Genomic DNA, 16,964 nt, shown 5'->3' on the forward strand with positions numbered 1-16,964 from the left:
ATAAGTATATTACCTTGTCATCAACGATTTACTCATTTCTGTTTAAGGCAGTTAGCATTTCAGCAGGAGCGGTACTATTGGCCAATGTTTCTGTTGACCCGGATCCTTCGTATTCCGGGCAGGCTGGGGAATGGGCACTTTTGGCTGACACGATCAGAGAAGATACTACTAAGAGAAACCTTGACAGATCAGGCAATCAGCTGATCATGCGATGGAAGGATTATTATTCCAACCGCATCGCAGAACCCCGTCCAAAATCACCATTTTATCTTCGCGACCCAGCCAACATTTCAACTTCCATATTGCTGGATAGTACCGGAAAAGTAGCTGTTTCAGAGAATATTCAGACTCCCACGGGCAATCTCAATTTTCGCGCACCGGAACGCATGGACCTGGCAACCTATGACAAGATCCAGGAAGACCGTGCGTTTAAAAGCCTCTTGCGGGAATATGCAGGCCGGCAGGATGGCAAAAGTGCTATGGGCGCGCGGGGACTTTTACCAAAACTGGACATTCCACCGGGTCTTTCAAAGCTGCTCGGGGACGATTTTATCAATTTCAAACCGACCGGTTTTGTTTCTCTGGATCTCGGGCTGATGCACCAATTCCTGGACAATCCGTCTATCCCGATCCGCCAGCGGCGCAACACACAATTTATATTTAACGAGCAGATTGCGATCAACTTCGATGCCCGATTGGGAGATCAGCTGGGTTTTCAGACGAACTTTGATACGAAGGCGAATTTCAACTTCGAGAATGCGATCAAGCTGAACTACAAGAACCCTGAGGAAAGCTTTATCCGTAAAATAGAGGCAGGAAATATCAACTGGGCCATTAATAGCCAGCTTATTCCGGGTGTCCAGAATTTGTTCGGTTTAAAAACGGATCTTCAGTTCGGAAGGTTGAAAGCGACATTAGTGGCTTCTCAACAAAAATCGAGTAAGGAAAGGGTCGTTTTACGTGGAGGAGCACAGAACCGTGATTTTGAACTTCGCGCAGACACTTACGATGAAAACCGCAATTTTTTCCTATCACAATATTTCAGGAACATATACGAAAGCTCATTGCAAAATACGCCTACCATTACCTCAGGTGTAACAGTGACTAGAATTGAAGTGTATGTTACCAACCGGACCACGACCACAGAATCTTTAAGAAATGTGGTTGGTTTTGCAGATTTGGGTGAACCTAAGCCTTATAAGTCTGCAAACCCTAATTTACAGCCGATACGGTCTACGTCTCCTGCTGACAATGCTGCCAATAATTTGTATAAGACGCTGAATGACAATAGTGCTTTCCGACAGGTTGATAATACCAACAGTTCCATTACCGCTCTCGGATTGGAAAAGACACTGGATTATGAACTGCTACGCGGAGCGAAGAGGCTGATCCTGGATCGTGACTTTACATTTCATCCACAGTTGGGATACATTTCTTTAACCAATGCATTGAGGAATGACGAGGTACTGGCTGTTTCCTACGAATACACATTGAATGGAAGAGCATTTAAAGTAGGTGAGCTCACGGAAGACTATCAGGCCCGCAAGGATAATGAGGTAATCGCATTGAAGTTGCTGAAATCATCGACAATCCGGAACAATACCAAGCTTCCAATGTGGGACCTGATGATGAAAAACATTTACTCTCTCGGTACCAGTCAGATAGAAAAGCAGGGTTTTCAATTAAGGATCATATATAAGGATGACCAAACCGGGATTGATAACCCTAATTTACAAGAAAGTAGCATAGCCAATGTTCCGCTGATCCGCCTTGCCGGACTGGATCGCCTGAACCCGGTGAATGATCTGCAACCCGACGGAAACTTTGACTTTGTAGACGGTATCACGATGGAAAGCAAAACCGGGCGGATCATTTTTCCGGTACTTGAACCATTCGGTACCAATCTTTCGAAGAAATTCGGAGCGGGTGAGGATCAGTTCCGTAACAAATATGTGTTCAGTGAGCTGTACCGCACTACCATGATCGATGCAGCGCAGATTTCAGAACGTAATAAGTTTTTCATTAAAGGCTCTTACCAATCGAGCGGCGGGGCTGAGGTGCAGCTGCCATTTGGTGTCCTGGAAACATCGGTTACCGTCACTTCTGGTGGTGTACCGCTTTCGCCAGGCTCGGATTACATTGTAGAGGCGCAAATCGGCCGTGTCCGGTTGCTGAATAGTAGTGTACTGAATTCAGGTCGGGAAATTGTGATCGAATATGAAAGGCCTGATATGTTCCAGAACCAGATCAGGTCATTGATGGGAACCAGGCTTGACTACCTCGTAAACCGGGATATGAGCATTGGATTTACCGCGATAAAATACCGGGAGAGACCAGCAGGGTTTTTGTCGCGTGTGTCTATCGGTAATGAGCCGGTGAATAACACGATCCTTGGTTTTGATATCAATTTCCGCAAAGATGTTCCTTTCCTGACCAAATGGCTGGATGCATTACCTTTCCTTCAAACCAAGGAAATGTCGAGTATTCAGTTCAAAGGTGAGTTTGCCAAATTGATTCCTGGGGTTTCGAAAGACGTTAACAACCGCTCGCTGGTAGACGATTTTGAAGCGACCCGTACGATTTATGATCTTTCGCGTCAGCCACAGAAATGGAGACTCGCGGCTGTTCCTCCCAAATTCCGGGAAGGATTGGATGGTAAGACGCTCAATTACGGATACAAACGGGCAAAAATCTCCGCCTATACGGTTGATAATATCTTTGGAGGCTCACAGGGACTTGGAGGCGGATACCAGCCCCCAAGCAACATTCAGGATGCTGACCGGGCCAATTTTTATGAAAGATTGTTCCTGCCCAATGAAATTTTCCCAAACCGCCCGATCGCAGGATTGGTGACTTACCCTCAAAATGTACTGGATATCGCCTACTATCCCAGCGAAAGGGGAATGTACAACTACAATGTTGACCTGAGCGCTGACGGTCTTTTGAAAAACCCGCGTCAGAATTTCGGGGCGATCAGCCGTGCCATTACCTCAGATAATGATTTTGACAATGCCAATATCGAAAGCATCGAGTTCTGGATGCTTGATCCATTTATCAAGGGAGTGAATGGACAAGTCCGCGACGGATTCAAAAAGGAAAATAACACGACTGGTGGGAAACTGATATTCAATCTCGGCGATATTTCCGAGGATGTCATTCCGGATGAGCGCTACAATTTTGAAAACGGGTTGCCAATTGTACAGAGGCAGGTAGGAGTGAATGTTGACTCTACGGCCTGGGGTTATGCTACCAAATCACAATATCTGATCAATGCGTTCAGCAATGAGTCGGGCGCCAGGGAAAAGCAGGATGTAGGTTTGGACGGTTTGAGCAATGCTGACGAAAGAACATTCTTTAAACAGTATCTGGACAGGTTGCCAGCAACCCTGACTGCCGATGCCAGAGAAAGAATACTAGCTGACCCCTCAGGTGATGACTTTAAGTTTTTCCTGGGTGCCGAGCAGGACAGCGCCGACTTGAAGGTCCTGGAACGTTACAAAAGCTACATCGGGATGGAAAATAACTCTCCCGAAAGTCTTGGAAGAGCTGCGGATGTGACGCCGGCTTCCACTAATGTTCCCGATGCGGAGGACATGAACGTGGACAACACGATCAATGATAACGAATCCTACTACGAATACGAAATTGACCTGAAACCGGATCAGCTTGGGATTGGTAACGGGTATATTGTCGATAAAACCATCACTGACGGCCAAAACTGGTACCTGTTCCGGGTTCCGATCAAGGAATTTTCAGGAATTGTAGGCAGTATGAATGGTTTTAAATCCATTCGTTTCATGCGCATGTACCTCACTGACTTCCAGCAGCCTGTTGTATTGCGCTTTGCACAGCTTCAAATGGTGGGCCAGCAGTATCGCAAGTATACTTCCAATCTGGACGCACCGGGCTTACAGGAAGTACCTGAGCCTTATGATGCGAAATTTACAGTGGGAACTGTCAGCATCGAAGAAAATAGCACTTCCGGTACCGGAGCTAACAAATATATCTACCAAATTCCTCCGGGTTGGAAACGTGATCAGGATAATACGCAGAGACCTCCGCTATTGCTGAATGAGCAGTCGATGAGCCTTTGTGTGACCAACCTGCGCGATGGTGATTCCAGAGCCGTGTTCAAGAATGTAAACCTTGACCTGTTGTTCCGCAAAAGACTGCGGATGTATGTGCACATGCAGAACGAGCAAAGTGAAGACGGGATGGTAGGTGCATTCATGCGGATTGGTACCGACCTTACACAGAACTATTACGAGATCGATCTTTCGAAATTGCAGGCGACCCGGCCTGGTGTTAGTGCTGCTGAAAGTGTGTGGCCGGAGGGTAATGAGATCAACATTGCCCTGTCTGATCTGATCAATGCCAAGGCGCAGCGTAACAGGCAGCTTGACAAAAACCTGAGTGTGCCTTTCACCATCATGACCGGCGACGGGCGATACAAATTGACTGTTGTCGGAAATCCGGATTTGAGTTCGGTAAGGGTCATGATGATCGGTATGCGAAACCCAAAGTCGGTGGATGAGCGCTCCAAGACATTTTGTATCTGGGTCGATGAAATGCACGTCGAAGGATTTGACGAGACGGGTGGAGTTGCCGCCATTGCCCAATTGAATGCGAAGCTGGCGGATTTTGCGACATTGACCGCTTCAGGCAGGTTGGAGACATTCGGTTTCGGAAGTGTTCAGCAGCGGATCGGAGAGCGCTCCCGTAATTTCACCACCGAATACGGCGTCTCCTCCAACATTGCATTAGACAAGTTGCTTCCTGCCAGCTGGGGTTTCAGTATACCACTGTTTGTGAGCTATGACCGGCGAAATGTGAAGCCCCATTTTGATCCGCTGGATCCAGATACACCATTAAATACTTCATTGGATAATTTGCTTTCGGATGAAGAACGGGATGGTTACCGGCGAATGGTCGAGGAAAATGCTGTCAAAAGAGGGATCAATTTCTCCAATGTCCGAAAGATCAAGACCAAACCAGGGGCGAAAACCCACTTTTTTGACTTTGAAAATTTCTCCTTTACCTATGCTTTCAGTGATGACAAGCGGCGGAACATACTGACGCAGGAGTATAACCAGCGCATGTACCGCGGGGGCATCACCTACGTATACAGTAGCCAGCCTAAGCCTATGGAGCCATTCAAAAACTGGAAAGCAACCAGTCGCTGGGCGGAACTGATCAAAGACATTAACCTCACCCTGCTTCCTAATATGGTACAGGTGAGTACCGACGTGGACCGCCGCTTCCTGAAAACACAATTACGCAATGCTGACCTCACTACCGACGGCATTCAGCCATTATTTGAAAAGTATTTCTGGTTTAACCGCTACTATGACTTCGGCTGGAACCTGACCAGGAACATGACGCTGACGTACAAAGGAGTTGCGAATTCGATCATTGACGAACCAATGGGCGATATCAACACCGGAGAGAAAAAGGATTCGCTATGGAATAACTTCAAAAAACTGGGCAGGATCAAGAATTTTGACCAGAGAATAGACCTTACGTACCGGCTTCCTTTGGACAAAATACCACTTACTGACTGGATGACGGCGGATTACAAACATACTGTTGCCTATCAGTACCAGGCCAATGCATTGGGATTGAAAGATACGACCGGCCTGCCTTTCGGAGACATTATCAGGAACAGCCGTGAACGTGGAATTACCGGAAAAGTGGACTTTGTATTGCTTTATAATAAACTGCGCTATCTCAAATTCGCCAATACACCGTCTGTCGGCAGGAAGAACTTTGCCAGAAGCCCCGGTGACATTGAGGACATTGATATGCGTACTACCGACATTTTGAAAACGGTAACACGCGCTTTGATGACGGTACGCGGCATTAATGTGAGCTATTCGGTATTGGAAACAACTGCATTACCGGGTTACCTCCGCGCTCCGAAATATTTTGGAATAGATAATACCAATGCACCTGGCTTACCATTCGTACTCGGGCAGCAGGACAGGAATTTCCAGATCAAGGCGGCGGAAAAAGGATGGATTACGAAGAGCGGACAGCAGAATATGCCTTTTCAGCAAACCATTGCAAAGAACTTTTCTGCGAACACCACGCTGGAACCATTCAAAGATTTCCGGCTGATCATTGAGGCCAGACTAACGAGACAAGATGCCTACCAGGAATTTTACAGACCCGATTCGACCGGTGGATTTGCATCCCAAAGTCCGCTTCGTAATGGTCAGTTCAGTATGTCATTCATGTCTTTCCGTACCGCTTTTGCCAAGATCAGGAAAGACAACTCTTCGCCGATTTTCGATAAATTCAGAGCATACCGTGCTATTTTGAAGGATCGGCTGAATAATGAAAACAACAGCGGGGGTGAGTACAATGAAACATCTCAGGACGTTCTGATCTCGTCATTCTTCGCGGCCTATACGGGCAAAGACCCGAAAACGGTGCGTACGAATCCATTTTTGAAATTTCCGATGCCAAACTGGGATTTGAGCTATAATGGTTTGTCGCAGCTGCCGGCATTCAAAAAGCTTTTCAGTTCATTCACATTGAAACATAAATACATGTCGAATTACAGCGTGGGTAACTTCACCTCCTCGCTGGACTACGAAGCTTTATATGTGAACCTGGCGGTGACCGGTTACCCGCTATCGTCCAGACTGAATGATCTTGGGCAATATATCCCGGTTTTTGCGATGAGTACCATTACATTATCGGAGAAATTCCAGCCGCTGGTGGGCGTCGAGTTCAGGACGCAGAGCAGGATTACGGCGCGGGTCGAGTATAACCGTGACCGTACCATTGCCCTTAACCTTTCCAATTCACAGGTAGCAGAGCTTTTCAATCAGGATGTGACAGTGAATATTGGTTTTACCAAAAACAATGTACCGCTGCCATTCAAGATCAATGGTGCGAAGCGGAAACTAAAGAATGACATGACGATGCAGCTCGCGTTAACATTCCGCGACACGAGATCAATCCAGCGGAAATTTGATGGTGAAAACATTCCTATTGCGGGTAATATCAACTTCCAGCTTCGCCCAACCATTAATTATATGGTTAACAATCGGTTAAGCGTCCAGTTTTACTTCGACCGTACATTCAACGATCCGCTCGTTTCCAATTCCTTTTACCGGGCCAGTACTTCGGGAGGGGTGCAGTTGAAATTCAATTTGGCAGAATAATATTTCGATTTGGAAATTACACGCTACATCTTGTAATTTGCGGTTCAAAGATATTCACAACTTACCTTTTTAATTATGGATTTCCCGTCAGAACTTAAGTATACAGAGGATCACGAATGGATTCGTATTGAAGGAGATACGGCAATTATAGGAATTACAGATCATGCTCAGAACGAATTAGGTGATATTGTGTATGTTGACATCAATACTGTTGGGGATGCATTGAGTAAAGGAGAAGTTTTTGGATCAGTAGAAGCGGTGAAAACGGTTTCGGATCTTTTCATTCCAGTCGACGGAACAGTGGTGGAAGTGAATGAAGAGCTTGACGCAGAACCTGAACTCGTGAATACAGATCCTTATGGTCGCGGCTGGATGGTGAAAATCAGTTTGACAAATCCTGGTGATGTAGATGGCTTATTATCCGCCGAAGACTATCAGAAATTTATAGGTGCCTAATATTAGGTTGAAGCTCCGGTTGGAGCTTTTTTTTTGAAACCGGCGGTACCAGATGTATTCCGGCTATTAGTTTTAAGAAGATATGAAATTGTTAATTCGCGCTGTTCGCATAGTTGATAAAAAATCTCCATTCAACGGTCAGGTAAAGGATATCCTGATTGAAGATGGAAAAATTAAGAACATAGGAGACGGCCTCGAAGCTGATGAGGCAGAGGTGAAGGAAGGAAATGGTTTGAATGTGTCGGCCGGGTGGATCGATATGCGGGTAGCCTCGCGTGACCCGGGTTTTGAGCACAAAGAAGACCTTAATTCGGTCAGGATTGCTGCGTCCCGGGGCGGATTTACTGAAATCGTACTGCTACCGAATACCGAGCCGGTTGTCCATAGTAAAGATACCCTCAATTACATTCGCCAGTCGGGAGCTGGCGGTCTTGTGAAATTACACGTTGCCGCAGCTGTGACCCGCAAAGCCGAAGGTATGGATTTTACGGAAATGATCGATCTGCACGAGGCTGGCGCGATCGCTTTTACAGATGGCGAACATCCGGTGCAAAACGCGGACCTGTTCCTTAAAACAATCCTATACCTGCAGCCGCTGAACGCATTACTAATGAACCGGCCGGAAGACAGGGAACTCTCGCTGTACGGACAAATGCACGAAGGCGTAACGAGTACATTGATCGGCATGAAAGGCATTCCGTCGCTGGCCGAGGAAATGATGCTGACCCGCGATCTGAAATTATTGGAATATGCTTTGGAAAAGAGCATGTACCAGTCTGCTGCACCAGCGTTACACGTTTCGCTGATCTCGACAAGCCAGGCGGTGGAGCTGATCCGAGCAGCCAAGGCAAAGGGACTTCCGGTTTCCTGTGACATTGCTGCACATCAGCTTGCGTTCCTGGACACGGACCTGATCGATTTTGACACCAATTTGAAAGTAAACCCACCTTTCCGTTCCGAATCTGACCTGAATGCATTGAAAGATGGACTGGCTGATGGTACTATTGACGCCATTGTGTCGGATCACAACCCGCATGATGAAGAAAGTAAAAACCTGGAATTCGATCACGCGGATTTTGGTATGACGGGACTGGAAACCGCCTTTTCAACTGCATTGGAATACAGCGGGCTGAATGTGGAAGATATCGTTGAAAAACTGACCAATGTGCCAAGACACATATTGAGGCTTACGGAGATTGGTATTCAAGAGGGAAGCATTGCGAACCTGACTTTCTTCGAACCGGAAACGGAATGGAATTTTGAAAAAAGCTACTCTAAATCGAAGAATACGCCATTTTTGGGTAAGAGGCTGAAAGGTAAGGTAAGAGGGGTGATCAACAATGGAAAACAAGAGTGGTATTCATGAAATCAATTATTGCATATTTTGACAAACCAATATTAAAAGTTTCCCTGCTTTTTGGCCTGGCGACAGGTTTGCTGGTTTTTGTATTTTTTCTGGGACTTTACCTGATGGATATTGTACCGTTGGGTAATAACAAAATCCTTGACTTTGGAATACACATTATTTTGATCGCAGGTGCATGCTGGTACTATCGGAAGAAAGTAGGGAATGGTTTTCTGCATCTATGGGAAGCACTGACGATCGGTTATGTGGTGAACACGATCGGCGCGCTGATCGCGGGCTGGCTCATTTACTTTTTTGTGACTTACATTGATCCTTCCGTGTTTACGAACTACCTGGACGAAATGAAGACATTGATGCTGGCAGGTAAAACGGAATTGGTAAAAAATATTGGAGAGCCCGAATTTGTCAAAATGTACAATGGCGTCGGCAGTATGGAGCGTTCTGAAATTATCATGGACGAGGTCAGCAAAAAAACAGTGATGGCTATCATTCCGATCTTAGTCATTTCGCTGATATTCAGGAAGCAGGATTACGGTTTGTATCACAATAAATAATGATATTAGTGGTATCAGGAATTCTCAACAATCTCTTAACATCAATTTGGAATGGAAGAAAAAACTTCTACTGCCCGTGTTGCGCTGAAATACGGGGTACTTGCTTCGGTGGTGATTATGATCTATTCTACGGTCATTAACCTCGCTGGACTGTCCCAGAATAAAATATTATCGTCACTGTCTTTCATTTTCATGATCGTCGCCATTGTGCTGGCTATGAAGAATTTTCGTGAGCAGAGCAAGGGTTTTATGACTTATGGGGAAGGCCTGGGGCTGGGGACGTTAGCGTCGGCCGTGATGGGGCTGCTGAGTTCTGCATTCGCGATGTTCTACATGCAGTTTATTGACAATACATTGCTTACCCAAGGCATGGACAAAGTGCGGGAGGACATGGAAAAACGCGGTATGGATGATTCGCAGATCGATCAGGCGATGGAGCTATCACAAAAATTCATGTCGCCTGGGATCGTTTTTGTCATGGGGGTTTTCGGGTACATTGTCATGGGTTTTGTCATTTCACTGATCGTAGCCGCCATTATCCGGAAAGAAAAACCTGTTTTTGAATGATCCGTCCAAGATCTGAGCGTATTTAAATCGTTGAAATAGTGTTAGCAATATTCCGCAAAGAAATAGGCAGCTTCTTTAATTCCCTGATCGCCTATATTGTGATGGTCGTGTTTCTGACGGCCGTTGGACTGATCGTCTGGGTATTTCCTGACTCCAATATTCTTGACTACGGCTACGCCGACTTAGGCTCTTTTTTCAGTCTGGCGCCGTACGTTTTGATTTTCCTCATTCCCGCCATTACCATGCGTTCCATCGCCGAGGAAGCACGGACGGGAACACTCGAACTATTGCTTACCAAACCACTTCGCAACAGCGACCTCGTACTTGGTAAATTCCTCGCCAACTGGGCGTTGGTACTGATCACATTATTCCCGACGGTGATCTATTATTACAGCGTTTACAAGCTCGGCAATCCCGAAGGTAACATCGATTCTGCCGCGGTACTGGGTTCCTATATCGGACTTTTGCTTTTCAGCGGGGTAGTGGTTTCAATGGGCATATGGTCCTCTTCGTTGAACGATAATCAGATCGTCGCTTTCATTATCGGAGTCTTCACAGCATTCATTTGGTACATTGGTTTCAGTTCAGTGTCTGTACTCTTCGGTACCGGGCTGGTTGCCCAAATCCTCTCCTGGGCAGCATTGGACCAGCAGTACCTGGCATTGGGTAAGGGCCTGGTGGATTCACGCAATGTGGTCTACCTGCTCAGTCTGATCGCTTTCTTTAACTTTCTGACGTTGTGGAAGGTAGAGCAACTCAGAAAATGAACCGTTTTTAATTGTATTGATCGAACCATGATCTAAATCGGTTGTGTTCATCGTATATAGTTAAAAAACACACTAGCGATGAAAACTTTAAACGCCAGGTGGGGAATGCCATCAGCGCCGCCAACTTTTATAATTTTTAGCGGATTTCAGACCGAGGCAATTAATTATAGTGCCGGTGTCTGGTTCTTCGGAAATTTTACTAGATTGCCTTTAAGAAATTTACAATTAAATGTTAAACAACTCTTGGCGACCAACAAGGTAAAATACTCGGAAGAGGAATTGGTGTTAGCTCTGAAAAGAAATGAGCAAACCGCCTTTGAATTCCTGTACGACCATTACTCAGGTGCTTTGTTTAATATCATTTCAAAAACGTTGAGGGACGAGGAGAGAGCCGCGGATGTGTTGCAAGAATCCTTTCTGAAAATTTGGAAAAATATAGCTTCCTATAATCCGGAAAAGGGACGATTGTTTACATGGATCATGAATATTGCACGAAATGGTGCGATTGATGCGGCCAGAGCGGAGGGAAGAAAACCAGCGATGGATGATATTGAAAACAGGGCTGTCCTGAATGAGCGGGATGTGTACGAAGATTCACAGACTGCCAGTTCGGAAATGAAAGCAATCGTTAATATGCTTAGACCCGAAAGGAAAATCCTCATTGATATGGCCTATTTCCAGGGTTATACGCATGAAGAAATTTCAGAGGAGCTGAGTATCCCTTTGGGTACGGTAAAATCCAGGATCCGGACAGCATTACACGAGTTAAAACAATACTTTGCAGTATGAATATCCAAGCCTACATAGAGTCCGGTATATTAGAGGAATATGTATTGGGCACTGTTTCTCCCCAGGAAAAACAGGAAGTGGAGTGTATGTCTCATATTTACCCTGAGATAAAGGAAGAGCTGTTGCGAACTGAAAGTGCGTTGGAAGAATATGCACTGAAACACCAGACCTCTCCACCAGCTTCTTTAAAGGAATCGATTTTTGCTAAAATGAATTTTGATTCCCTTGAAGATATAGATGACACACAAGCTGATGAATTGACCATTGGGAATGCAGACAATATTATCCAATTAGAAACACCGACGATCATTTCGCAACCTGTTAATACAGAAGAACCAAAGATCATTGAAGACGTATTTGACAGGGTTGAAACCAGGGAAGTTATACCTTTCTGGGCCAAATTGGCGGTTGCAGCAGCGGTATTATTAGGTTTGTTTGCAGGCTGGTCGGCCGTACAGATGACTGAGTACAAAGGCAGTAATGAGCAATTGGCAGCTGAGATGAATGAAGTGAAGACGGAAATGGCAGGTTTGAAACAGGGGTTTGATTACAATCATTCGCTGGCAGGTCTGTATCAGAATCCAAGCTATAAGGTTGTGAAAATGGCTGGCATGCCAAAATCTCCCGAAAGCGCAGTGTCTGCATTCTGGAACCAGCAAACGAACGAAGTGTATGTGGACGTGCAAAAGCTTCCAGCCGCGCCGACGGGCAAGCAGTATCAGCTGTGGACGATCGTGGACGGGAAACCTGTCGATGTAGGAATGCTCGATAGCCAGTTTTCCGGTAAAGTTTTGAAAATGAAAGAAACCAAACCAGGCGCAGTAGCATTTGCCATTACGCTTGAAAAAGAAGGAGGCGTACCGTCTCCGACAATGGAAGAAATGTACGTAATGGGGAAAGTGAGTTAATGTATGAAGCGTCGTAATTTTTTAGGAAGCATCGCACTCACGAGTGCATTAGTAAATAACACAGAAGGTCCGGCTACACAGTCCGGGCCTTTTTTGCGTGAAAATAAGTCGAAGGAAATGCTGTCGGCTGATGTCGTTATCGCCGGAGCTGGACTGGGCGGCTGCGCGGCGGCTTTGGCTGCATTGCGAAACGGGCTATCTGTGATCCTGACAGAGGAAACGGACTGGATTGGCGGACAGGTTTCGCAGCAGGGAGTACCGCCGGATGAGCATCAATGGATCGAGACGCACGGCGCTCCGAAGGCTTACCGTGATTTCAGGACTGCGGTAAGGGAATATTACAAGCAAAACTATCCGCTGACCGCCGATGCCAAAAGCCGCAAACACCTGAATCCTGGTGATGGAGCTGTTTCCAGATTATGTCACGAACCGCGCATTGCAGTAGCAGTTTTGAATGATATGCTGGCACCCTACCAAAGCCGGGGTAAGCTGACATTGTTGTTGGAACACAAAGTAGTATCCGCCGAACTGCAAGGAAACCGGGCCAAGTCACTAGAATTTTTGAATAAAAGAACCGGTAACCACGTCATTCTCACCGCGCCATATTTTGTAGATGCCACTGAGCTGGGAGACTTGCTGCCGATAACCGGAACTGAGTTCGTAACAGGTACTGAGGCTAAAAGCGAAACCAACGAATTACACGCACCCGAAAAAGCAAATCCTGACAACGTACAGGCATTCACCGTTTGTTTCGCGATCGACTATCAGCCCGGTGAAAACCATGTGATCGAAAAACCTGCCGAGTACGATTTCTGGAAAAACTTTGTCCCGAAAATGACCAAACCGTGGTCAGGGAAATTACTGGGACTTTCGTATTCCAATCCCAAAACGCTGGAACCGAAAGAACTCGGTTTTCATCCTGAGGGAATCGCTACCGGCGACAAGCTCAATCTGTGGAACTATCGCAGGATCATTAGTAAGTCCAACTTTACTCCCGGCACCTACAAAGGCGACATTACGATCGTGAACTGGCCGCAAAACGACTATTTTCTTGGAAATCTGATCGGGGCGAGTGAAAAGGAATTCAAGAAGCATTTTGAAAAAGGGAAGCAGTTGAGCTTGTCGTTGCTATACTGGCTGCAAACAGAAGCCCCTCGTCCCGACGGCGGCAAAGGCTGGCCGGGAACCCGTCTCCGAAAAGACATCATGGGTACCGAAGACGGACTCGCCAAATATCCCTACGTAAGAGAATCACGACGCATCAAAGCCGTTTTCACGATCAAAGAAGAGCATGTGGGCGCAGAAAACCGGGCGATGGCCGTAGCCAACGGTGCCACCGGCGACAAAAACAAAGCCGCCGAATTTTACGACAGCGTAGGCATAGGCTACTACCACATAGACCTCCACCCGAGCACAGGAGGCAACAACTATATCGATTTCGCCTCACTACCCTTCCAAATCCCACTAGGCGCATTGCTGCCTGTGCGAATGGAAAACGTGCTTCCTGCGAATAAGAACATTGGTACCACGCATATTACGAATGGATGTTACCGGCTGCATCCGGTGGAGTGGAGCATTGGGGAGGCTGTGGGTTTGTTGGTGAAGTATGCGGGGGAGAAAGGGGTTGCGGCGCGGGTTGTTAGGGAGAGGAAGGAGTTCTTGGAGGGGTTTCAGGAGTTTTTGGGTCGCGAGGGGGTTGGGGTGGCGTGGAAATGGTGAGATGAATTAGGTAAAATATTCATAGATTGTTAATATATATAAAGGCAATCATGAAAGAGATATCACAGAGGCAATTTGATGCGTTTTGTTACACTAGGCTAGCTCTCACAAGGCAGGTAAGTCAGGAAGTGCGATGGTTTGAAGCAGGAAATCGTAAATTGTTGGCGACAATATTTTTTGATTATTCCGATGAAGATTACGGATTTGTAATTTTGGGACGAGATCAACTTAATCTATTTCGAAGTATTGAAGTTTCTACTGGATTCTATGATTCCATTGATAAAGCAATATGTGGTTTGCGTGAACGTATGGATTTTTATTCACGCGATTCAAATGAATATTATGAACAAGGTGATGAGAAGGGTAAACCTAATGATATATTTTTACCAAAACGAGACGGTCACAAACTTCACCCCTACTTCAAAAGGTTAACGGAGCTCCCACAATACGAAGCTGCGCGAAATCTGATTAAAGAGATCGCTTACTCCTTTAAGGATGTTGACGGCAATTACATTGAGCAATTTCAGACAACAGCTTTTGACGCGAGATTATGGGAGTTGTACTTGTATGCATTTTTTCAGAACAATTGGTTTCAAATTGATCGTAATAAATCAGTCCCAGATTTTTGCCTAGTTAAAGATGGACAAGAATGCTTTGTCGAGGCGGTTACCGTGGGCGCCAACGAGAAATTTGATTTACCTAATCCAAAAAGCGCTCAGGATGTTGTTGAATATTCGAAGGACTATATGGCTATTAAATTTGGCAGTGCCTTGTTTACCAAACTGAATCATAAAAATAAGTATTGGGAGCTGCCCCATGTAATGGGAAAGCCTTTGGTATTTGCAATACATGACTACCATCAACCTCCTGATGCGGACACGCCAGCTTCTATGACTTGGTCGAGAGCGGCCTTATCTAATTATTTATATGGTATGCGTGATGTTGTGGAATTTAATGAAGATGGTAGACCGCAGTCAGCAATGATGGAAACACCAGAGGGAAAAAAACAAAAGATCGTTAGTCAAGAGGAGCATCGTTTTGGCGGTAAAGTGATACCTTCCAATTTTTTTATACAACCTGAAACTGAAAACATCTCAGCAATTCTTTTTTCTAATGCAGCAACTATACCTACATTTAATCGTATGGGCAAGTTGGCCGGACTCGGATCGGAAAGTGTAATCATGATTAGGCAGGGTGTAAAAATGACTGAATCTGGAAATATACTACCTTTTACAATTGATGTGGCTTCCGAGGATTATGAGGAAAGTTGGGGAGATAGCATTGTGATGTATCACAATCCAAACGCAAAAATACCATTGAATCCGTTTTTGTTTGAAGATATAACGCACGTTTTTTATGATCCATCGGCTGAGCAATTTCATTATCTTCAAAACCCGAATGAAATTTATAGCTCGACGACTACAATTTTTACGAGTCCAGCAAATTGATTTATCTGAATAAATTGAAGAGCTTTTGGCAAAATGACAAACTATGGATTCCGTGAATTTTGAATATATAGGAGACAATAAACTTCGGGACATTTTGATTAGAGATCAAAATGAAATGGAACTTTGTCTTAAAAATGGAGCTGCAAAGTCGGTCTTGGTTCTTGCGGGAAGCATTATTGAGACAATATTGATTGATATTTTAAGTCACCACATATCTGGTAGTAGAGATGAGTTTTTGAAAAAACAACTTTATCAGCTAATTGACATTGCTCATGCAGAAAAAATAATATCGGATAAGTCAAAAGATCTTTTATCTATTCTAAGAGGTTATAGAAATCTAATTCACCCAGGTAGGGAGGTTAGGGAGAATGAGAGATTTGATATTAATACGGCCAAAATAGCAGTGACCTTAGTAGCTATTTTGTCCACCGAAATTAAAAGCTACTTGATTGATCGATATGGATTTTCTGCAAATGATATCATAGAGAAACTAGAAAAGGATGAAACTTCCGCTGAATTATTTAAAGAGTTATTATTAAGGTTGAATCAAAGAGAAAAACATGCTCTTTATTTTTTATTGAGAGATTATAAGCCAGGAAGGCGAGCTCTGCAGAGAACATTAGCTGATAATTTAAGACCTCTTATTTATAGGCTAAGGCCTTTCCTATCAAACGATTTTGTGTTAGAACAACTGAAAGACCTAGTTGTAAGAGTACAAGTCGGTGAGGCAAAAGAGATTCTTTCGTTATACAGAATTTGGCACAAGGATTTAAGACTGTTGCCGGATAGAGACAGCGAAACTATTTTATTGTATATAATAAACTACATCGATTACAATGTTTATACTATTTTAGAGCAAGGTATTTATTCGTCAAATTTATATGGTCTGACATCTATTTCTCATTACATTGCTTCCGAGAGGACATTGGTAGAATTTAAACGGTTGGTCAAGTCAATTTTATCGGCCTATCAGGGTGAAGTGCCCTTAGTGAGGTTTTTTATAGAAATATTTGATAGGCTTGGTGGGAATGATAAGATTGAAGTTGAGAACTACATTCTCAATGAAATGCCAATTGAAATAACTGGCGATTTTTTAATGAAACTAGCAGATCTTAGAAAAGCTGATGATGACCTTCCCTTTTAAGTTATAAAAATAAATGTGTACCAGCAACAAGTAAATGAAGTTTTTCAGATGGTGATTAGATTGTAGTAGTGCTA

General features: G+C 44.8%; 11 protein-coding genes. All 11 read left to right on the forward strand.

Going from position 1 to position 16,964, the window contains the following annotated elements:
• Positions 1–14: 14 nt before the first annotated feature.
• Positions 15–7,172, forward strand: a complete 7,158-nt coding sequence (gene sprA, locus ABIO93_RS15005; protein WP_348069027.1) for a cell surface protein SprA — start codon at positions 15–17, stop codon at positions 7,170–7,172.
• A gap of 75 nt (positions 7,173–7,247) precedes the next feature.
• The gene (gene gcvH, locus ABIO93_RS15010; RefSeq protein ID WP_348069029.1) at positions 7,248–7,628 is read left to right on the forward strand and encodes a glycine cleavage system protein GcvH; all 381 of its coding nucleotides are present in this window, start codon (positions 7,248–7,250) and stop codon (positions 7,626–7,628) included.
• 82 nt (positions 7,629–7,710) lie between these two features.
• The gene (locus tag ABIO93_RS15015; protein WP_348069031.1) at positions 7,711–8,994 is read left to right on the forward strand and encodes a dihydroorotase; all 1,284 of its coding nucleotides are present in this window, start codon (positions 7,711–7,713) and stop codon (positions 8,992–8,994) included.
• Positions 8,991–9,548, forward strand: coding sequence for a DUF4199 domain-containing protein (locus tag ABIO93_RS15020; protein WP_348069033.1), 558 nt, complete (start codon positions 8,991–8,993; stop codon positions 9,546–9,548). Before ABIO93_RS15015 ends, ABIO93_RS15020 begins: the two co-directional genes overlap by 4 nt.
• Positions 9,549–9,599: 51 nt before the next feature.
• A complete protein-coding gene (locus tag ABIO93_RS15025) occupies positions 9,600–10,115 on the forward strand; it encodes a DUF4199 domain-containing protein (RefSeq protein ID WP_348069035.1) in 516 nt (171 codons plus the stop codon).
• 38 nt (positions 10,116–10,153) lie between these two features.
• Complete coding sequence (gene gldF / locus ABIO93_RS15030) at positions 10,154–10,882, forward strand: gliding motility-associated ABC transporter permease subunit GldF (RefSeq protein WP_348069037.1); 729 nt, start codon at positions 10,154–10,156, stop codon at positions 10,880–10,882.
• Between the two features lie 243 nt (positions 10,883–11,125).
• A complete protein-coding gene (locus ABIO93_RS15035; protein ID WP_348069039.1) occupies positions 11,126–11,671 on the forward strand; it encodes a sigma-70 family RNA polymerase sigma factor in 546 nt (181 codons plus the stop codon).
• On the forward strand, positions 11,668–12,579 hold the full coding sequence (locus ABIO93_RS15040) for an anti-sigma factor (RefSeq protein ID WP_348069041.1): 912 nt from the start codon (positions 11,668–11,670) through the stop codon (positions 12,577–12,579). The genes ABIO93_RS15035 and ABIO93_RS15040 overlap by 4 nt, the downstream gene beginning before the upstream one ends.
• A 3-nt stretch (positions 12,580–12,582) precedes the next feature.
• A complete protein-coding gene (locus ABIO93_RS15045) occupies positions 12,583–14,298 on the forward strand; it encodes an FAD-dependent oxidoreductase (RefSeq protein WP_348069043.1) in 1,716 nt (571 codons plus the stop codon).
• 50 nt (positions 14,299–14,348) lie between these two features.
• Positions 14,349–15,746, forward strand: coding sequence for a hypothetical protein (locus ABIO93_RS15050; RefSeq protein WP_348069045.1), 1,398 nt, complete (start codon positions 14,349–14,351; stop codon positions 15,744–15,746).
• Between the two features lie 43 nt (positions 15,747–15,789).
• Entirely contained in the window at positions 15,790–16,890 is a 1,101-nt protein-coding gene (locus ABIO93_RS15055; RefSeq protein ID WP_348069047.1) for a hypothetical protein, read from the forward strand.
• Positions 16,891–16,964: the final 74 nt, after the last annotated feature.

The sequence above is a fragment of the Dyadobacter sp. genome (assembly GCF_039919315.1).
Classification (GTDB): Bacteria; Bacteroidota; Bacteroidia; order Cytophagales; family Spirosomataceae; genus Dyadobacter.

Coding starts and splice junctions, on each gene's coding strand:
- ABIO93_RS15040 (WP_348069041.1), top strand. CDS start 11,668: ATGAATATCCAAGCCTACATAGAGTCCGGTATATTAGAGGAATATGTA.
- ABIO93_RS15025 (WP_348069035.1), top strand. CDS start 9,600: ATGGAAGAAAAAACTTCTACTGCCCGTGTTGCGCTGAAATACGGGGTA.
- gcvH (WP_348069029.1), top strand. CDS start 7,248: ATGGATTTCCCGTCAGAACTTAAGTATACAGAGGATCACGAATGGATT.
- ABIO93_RS15050 (WP_348069045.1), top strand. CDS start 14,349: ATGAAAGAGATATCACAGAGGCAATTTGATGCGTTTTGTTACACTAGG.
- ABIO93_RS15020 (WP_348069033.1), top strand. CDS start 8,991: ATGAAATCAATTATTGCATATTTTGACAAACCAATATTAAAAGTTTCC.
- ABIO93_RS15055 (WP_348069047.1), top strand. CDS start 15,790: ATGGATTCCGTGAATTTTGAATATATAGGAGACAATAAACTTCGGGAC.
- ABIO93_RS15045 (WP_348069043.1), top strand. CDS start 12,583: ATGAAGCGTCGTAATTTTTTAGGAAGCATCGCACTCACGAGTGCATTA.
- ABIO93_RS15015 (WP_348069031.1), top strand. CDS start 7,711: ATGAAATTGTTAATTCGCGCTGTTCGCATAGTTGATAAAAAATCTCCA.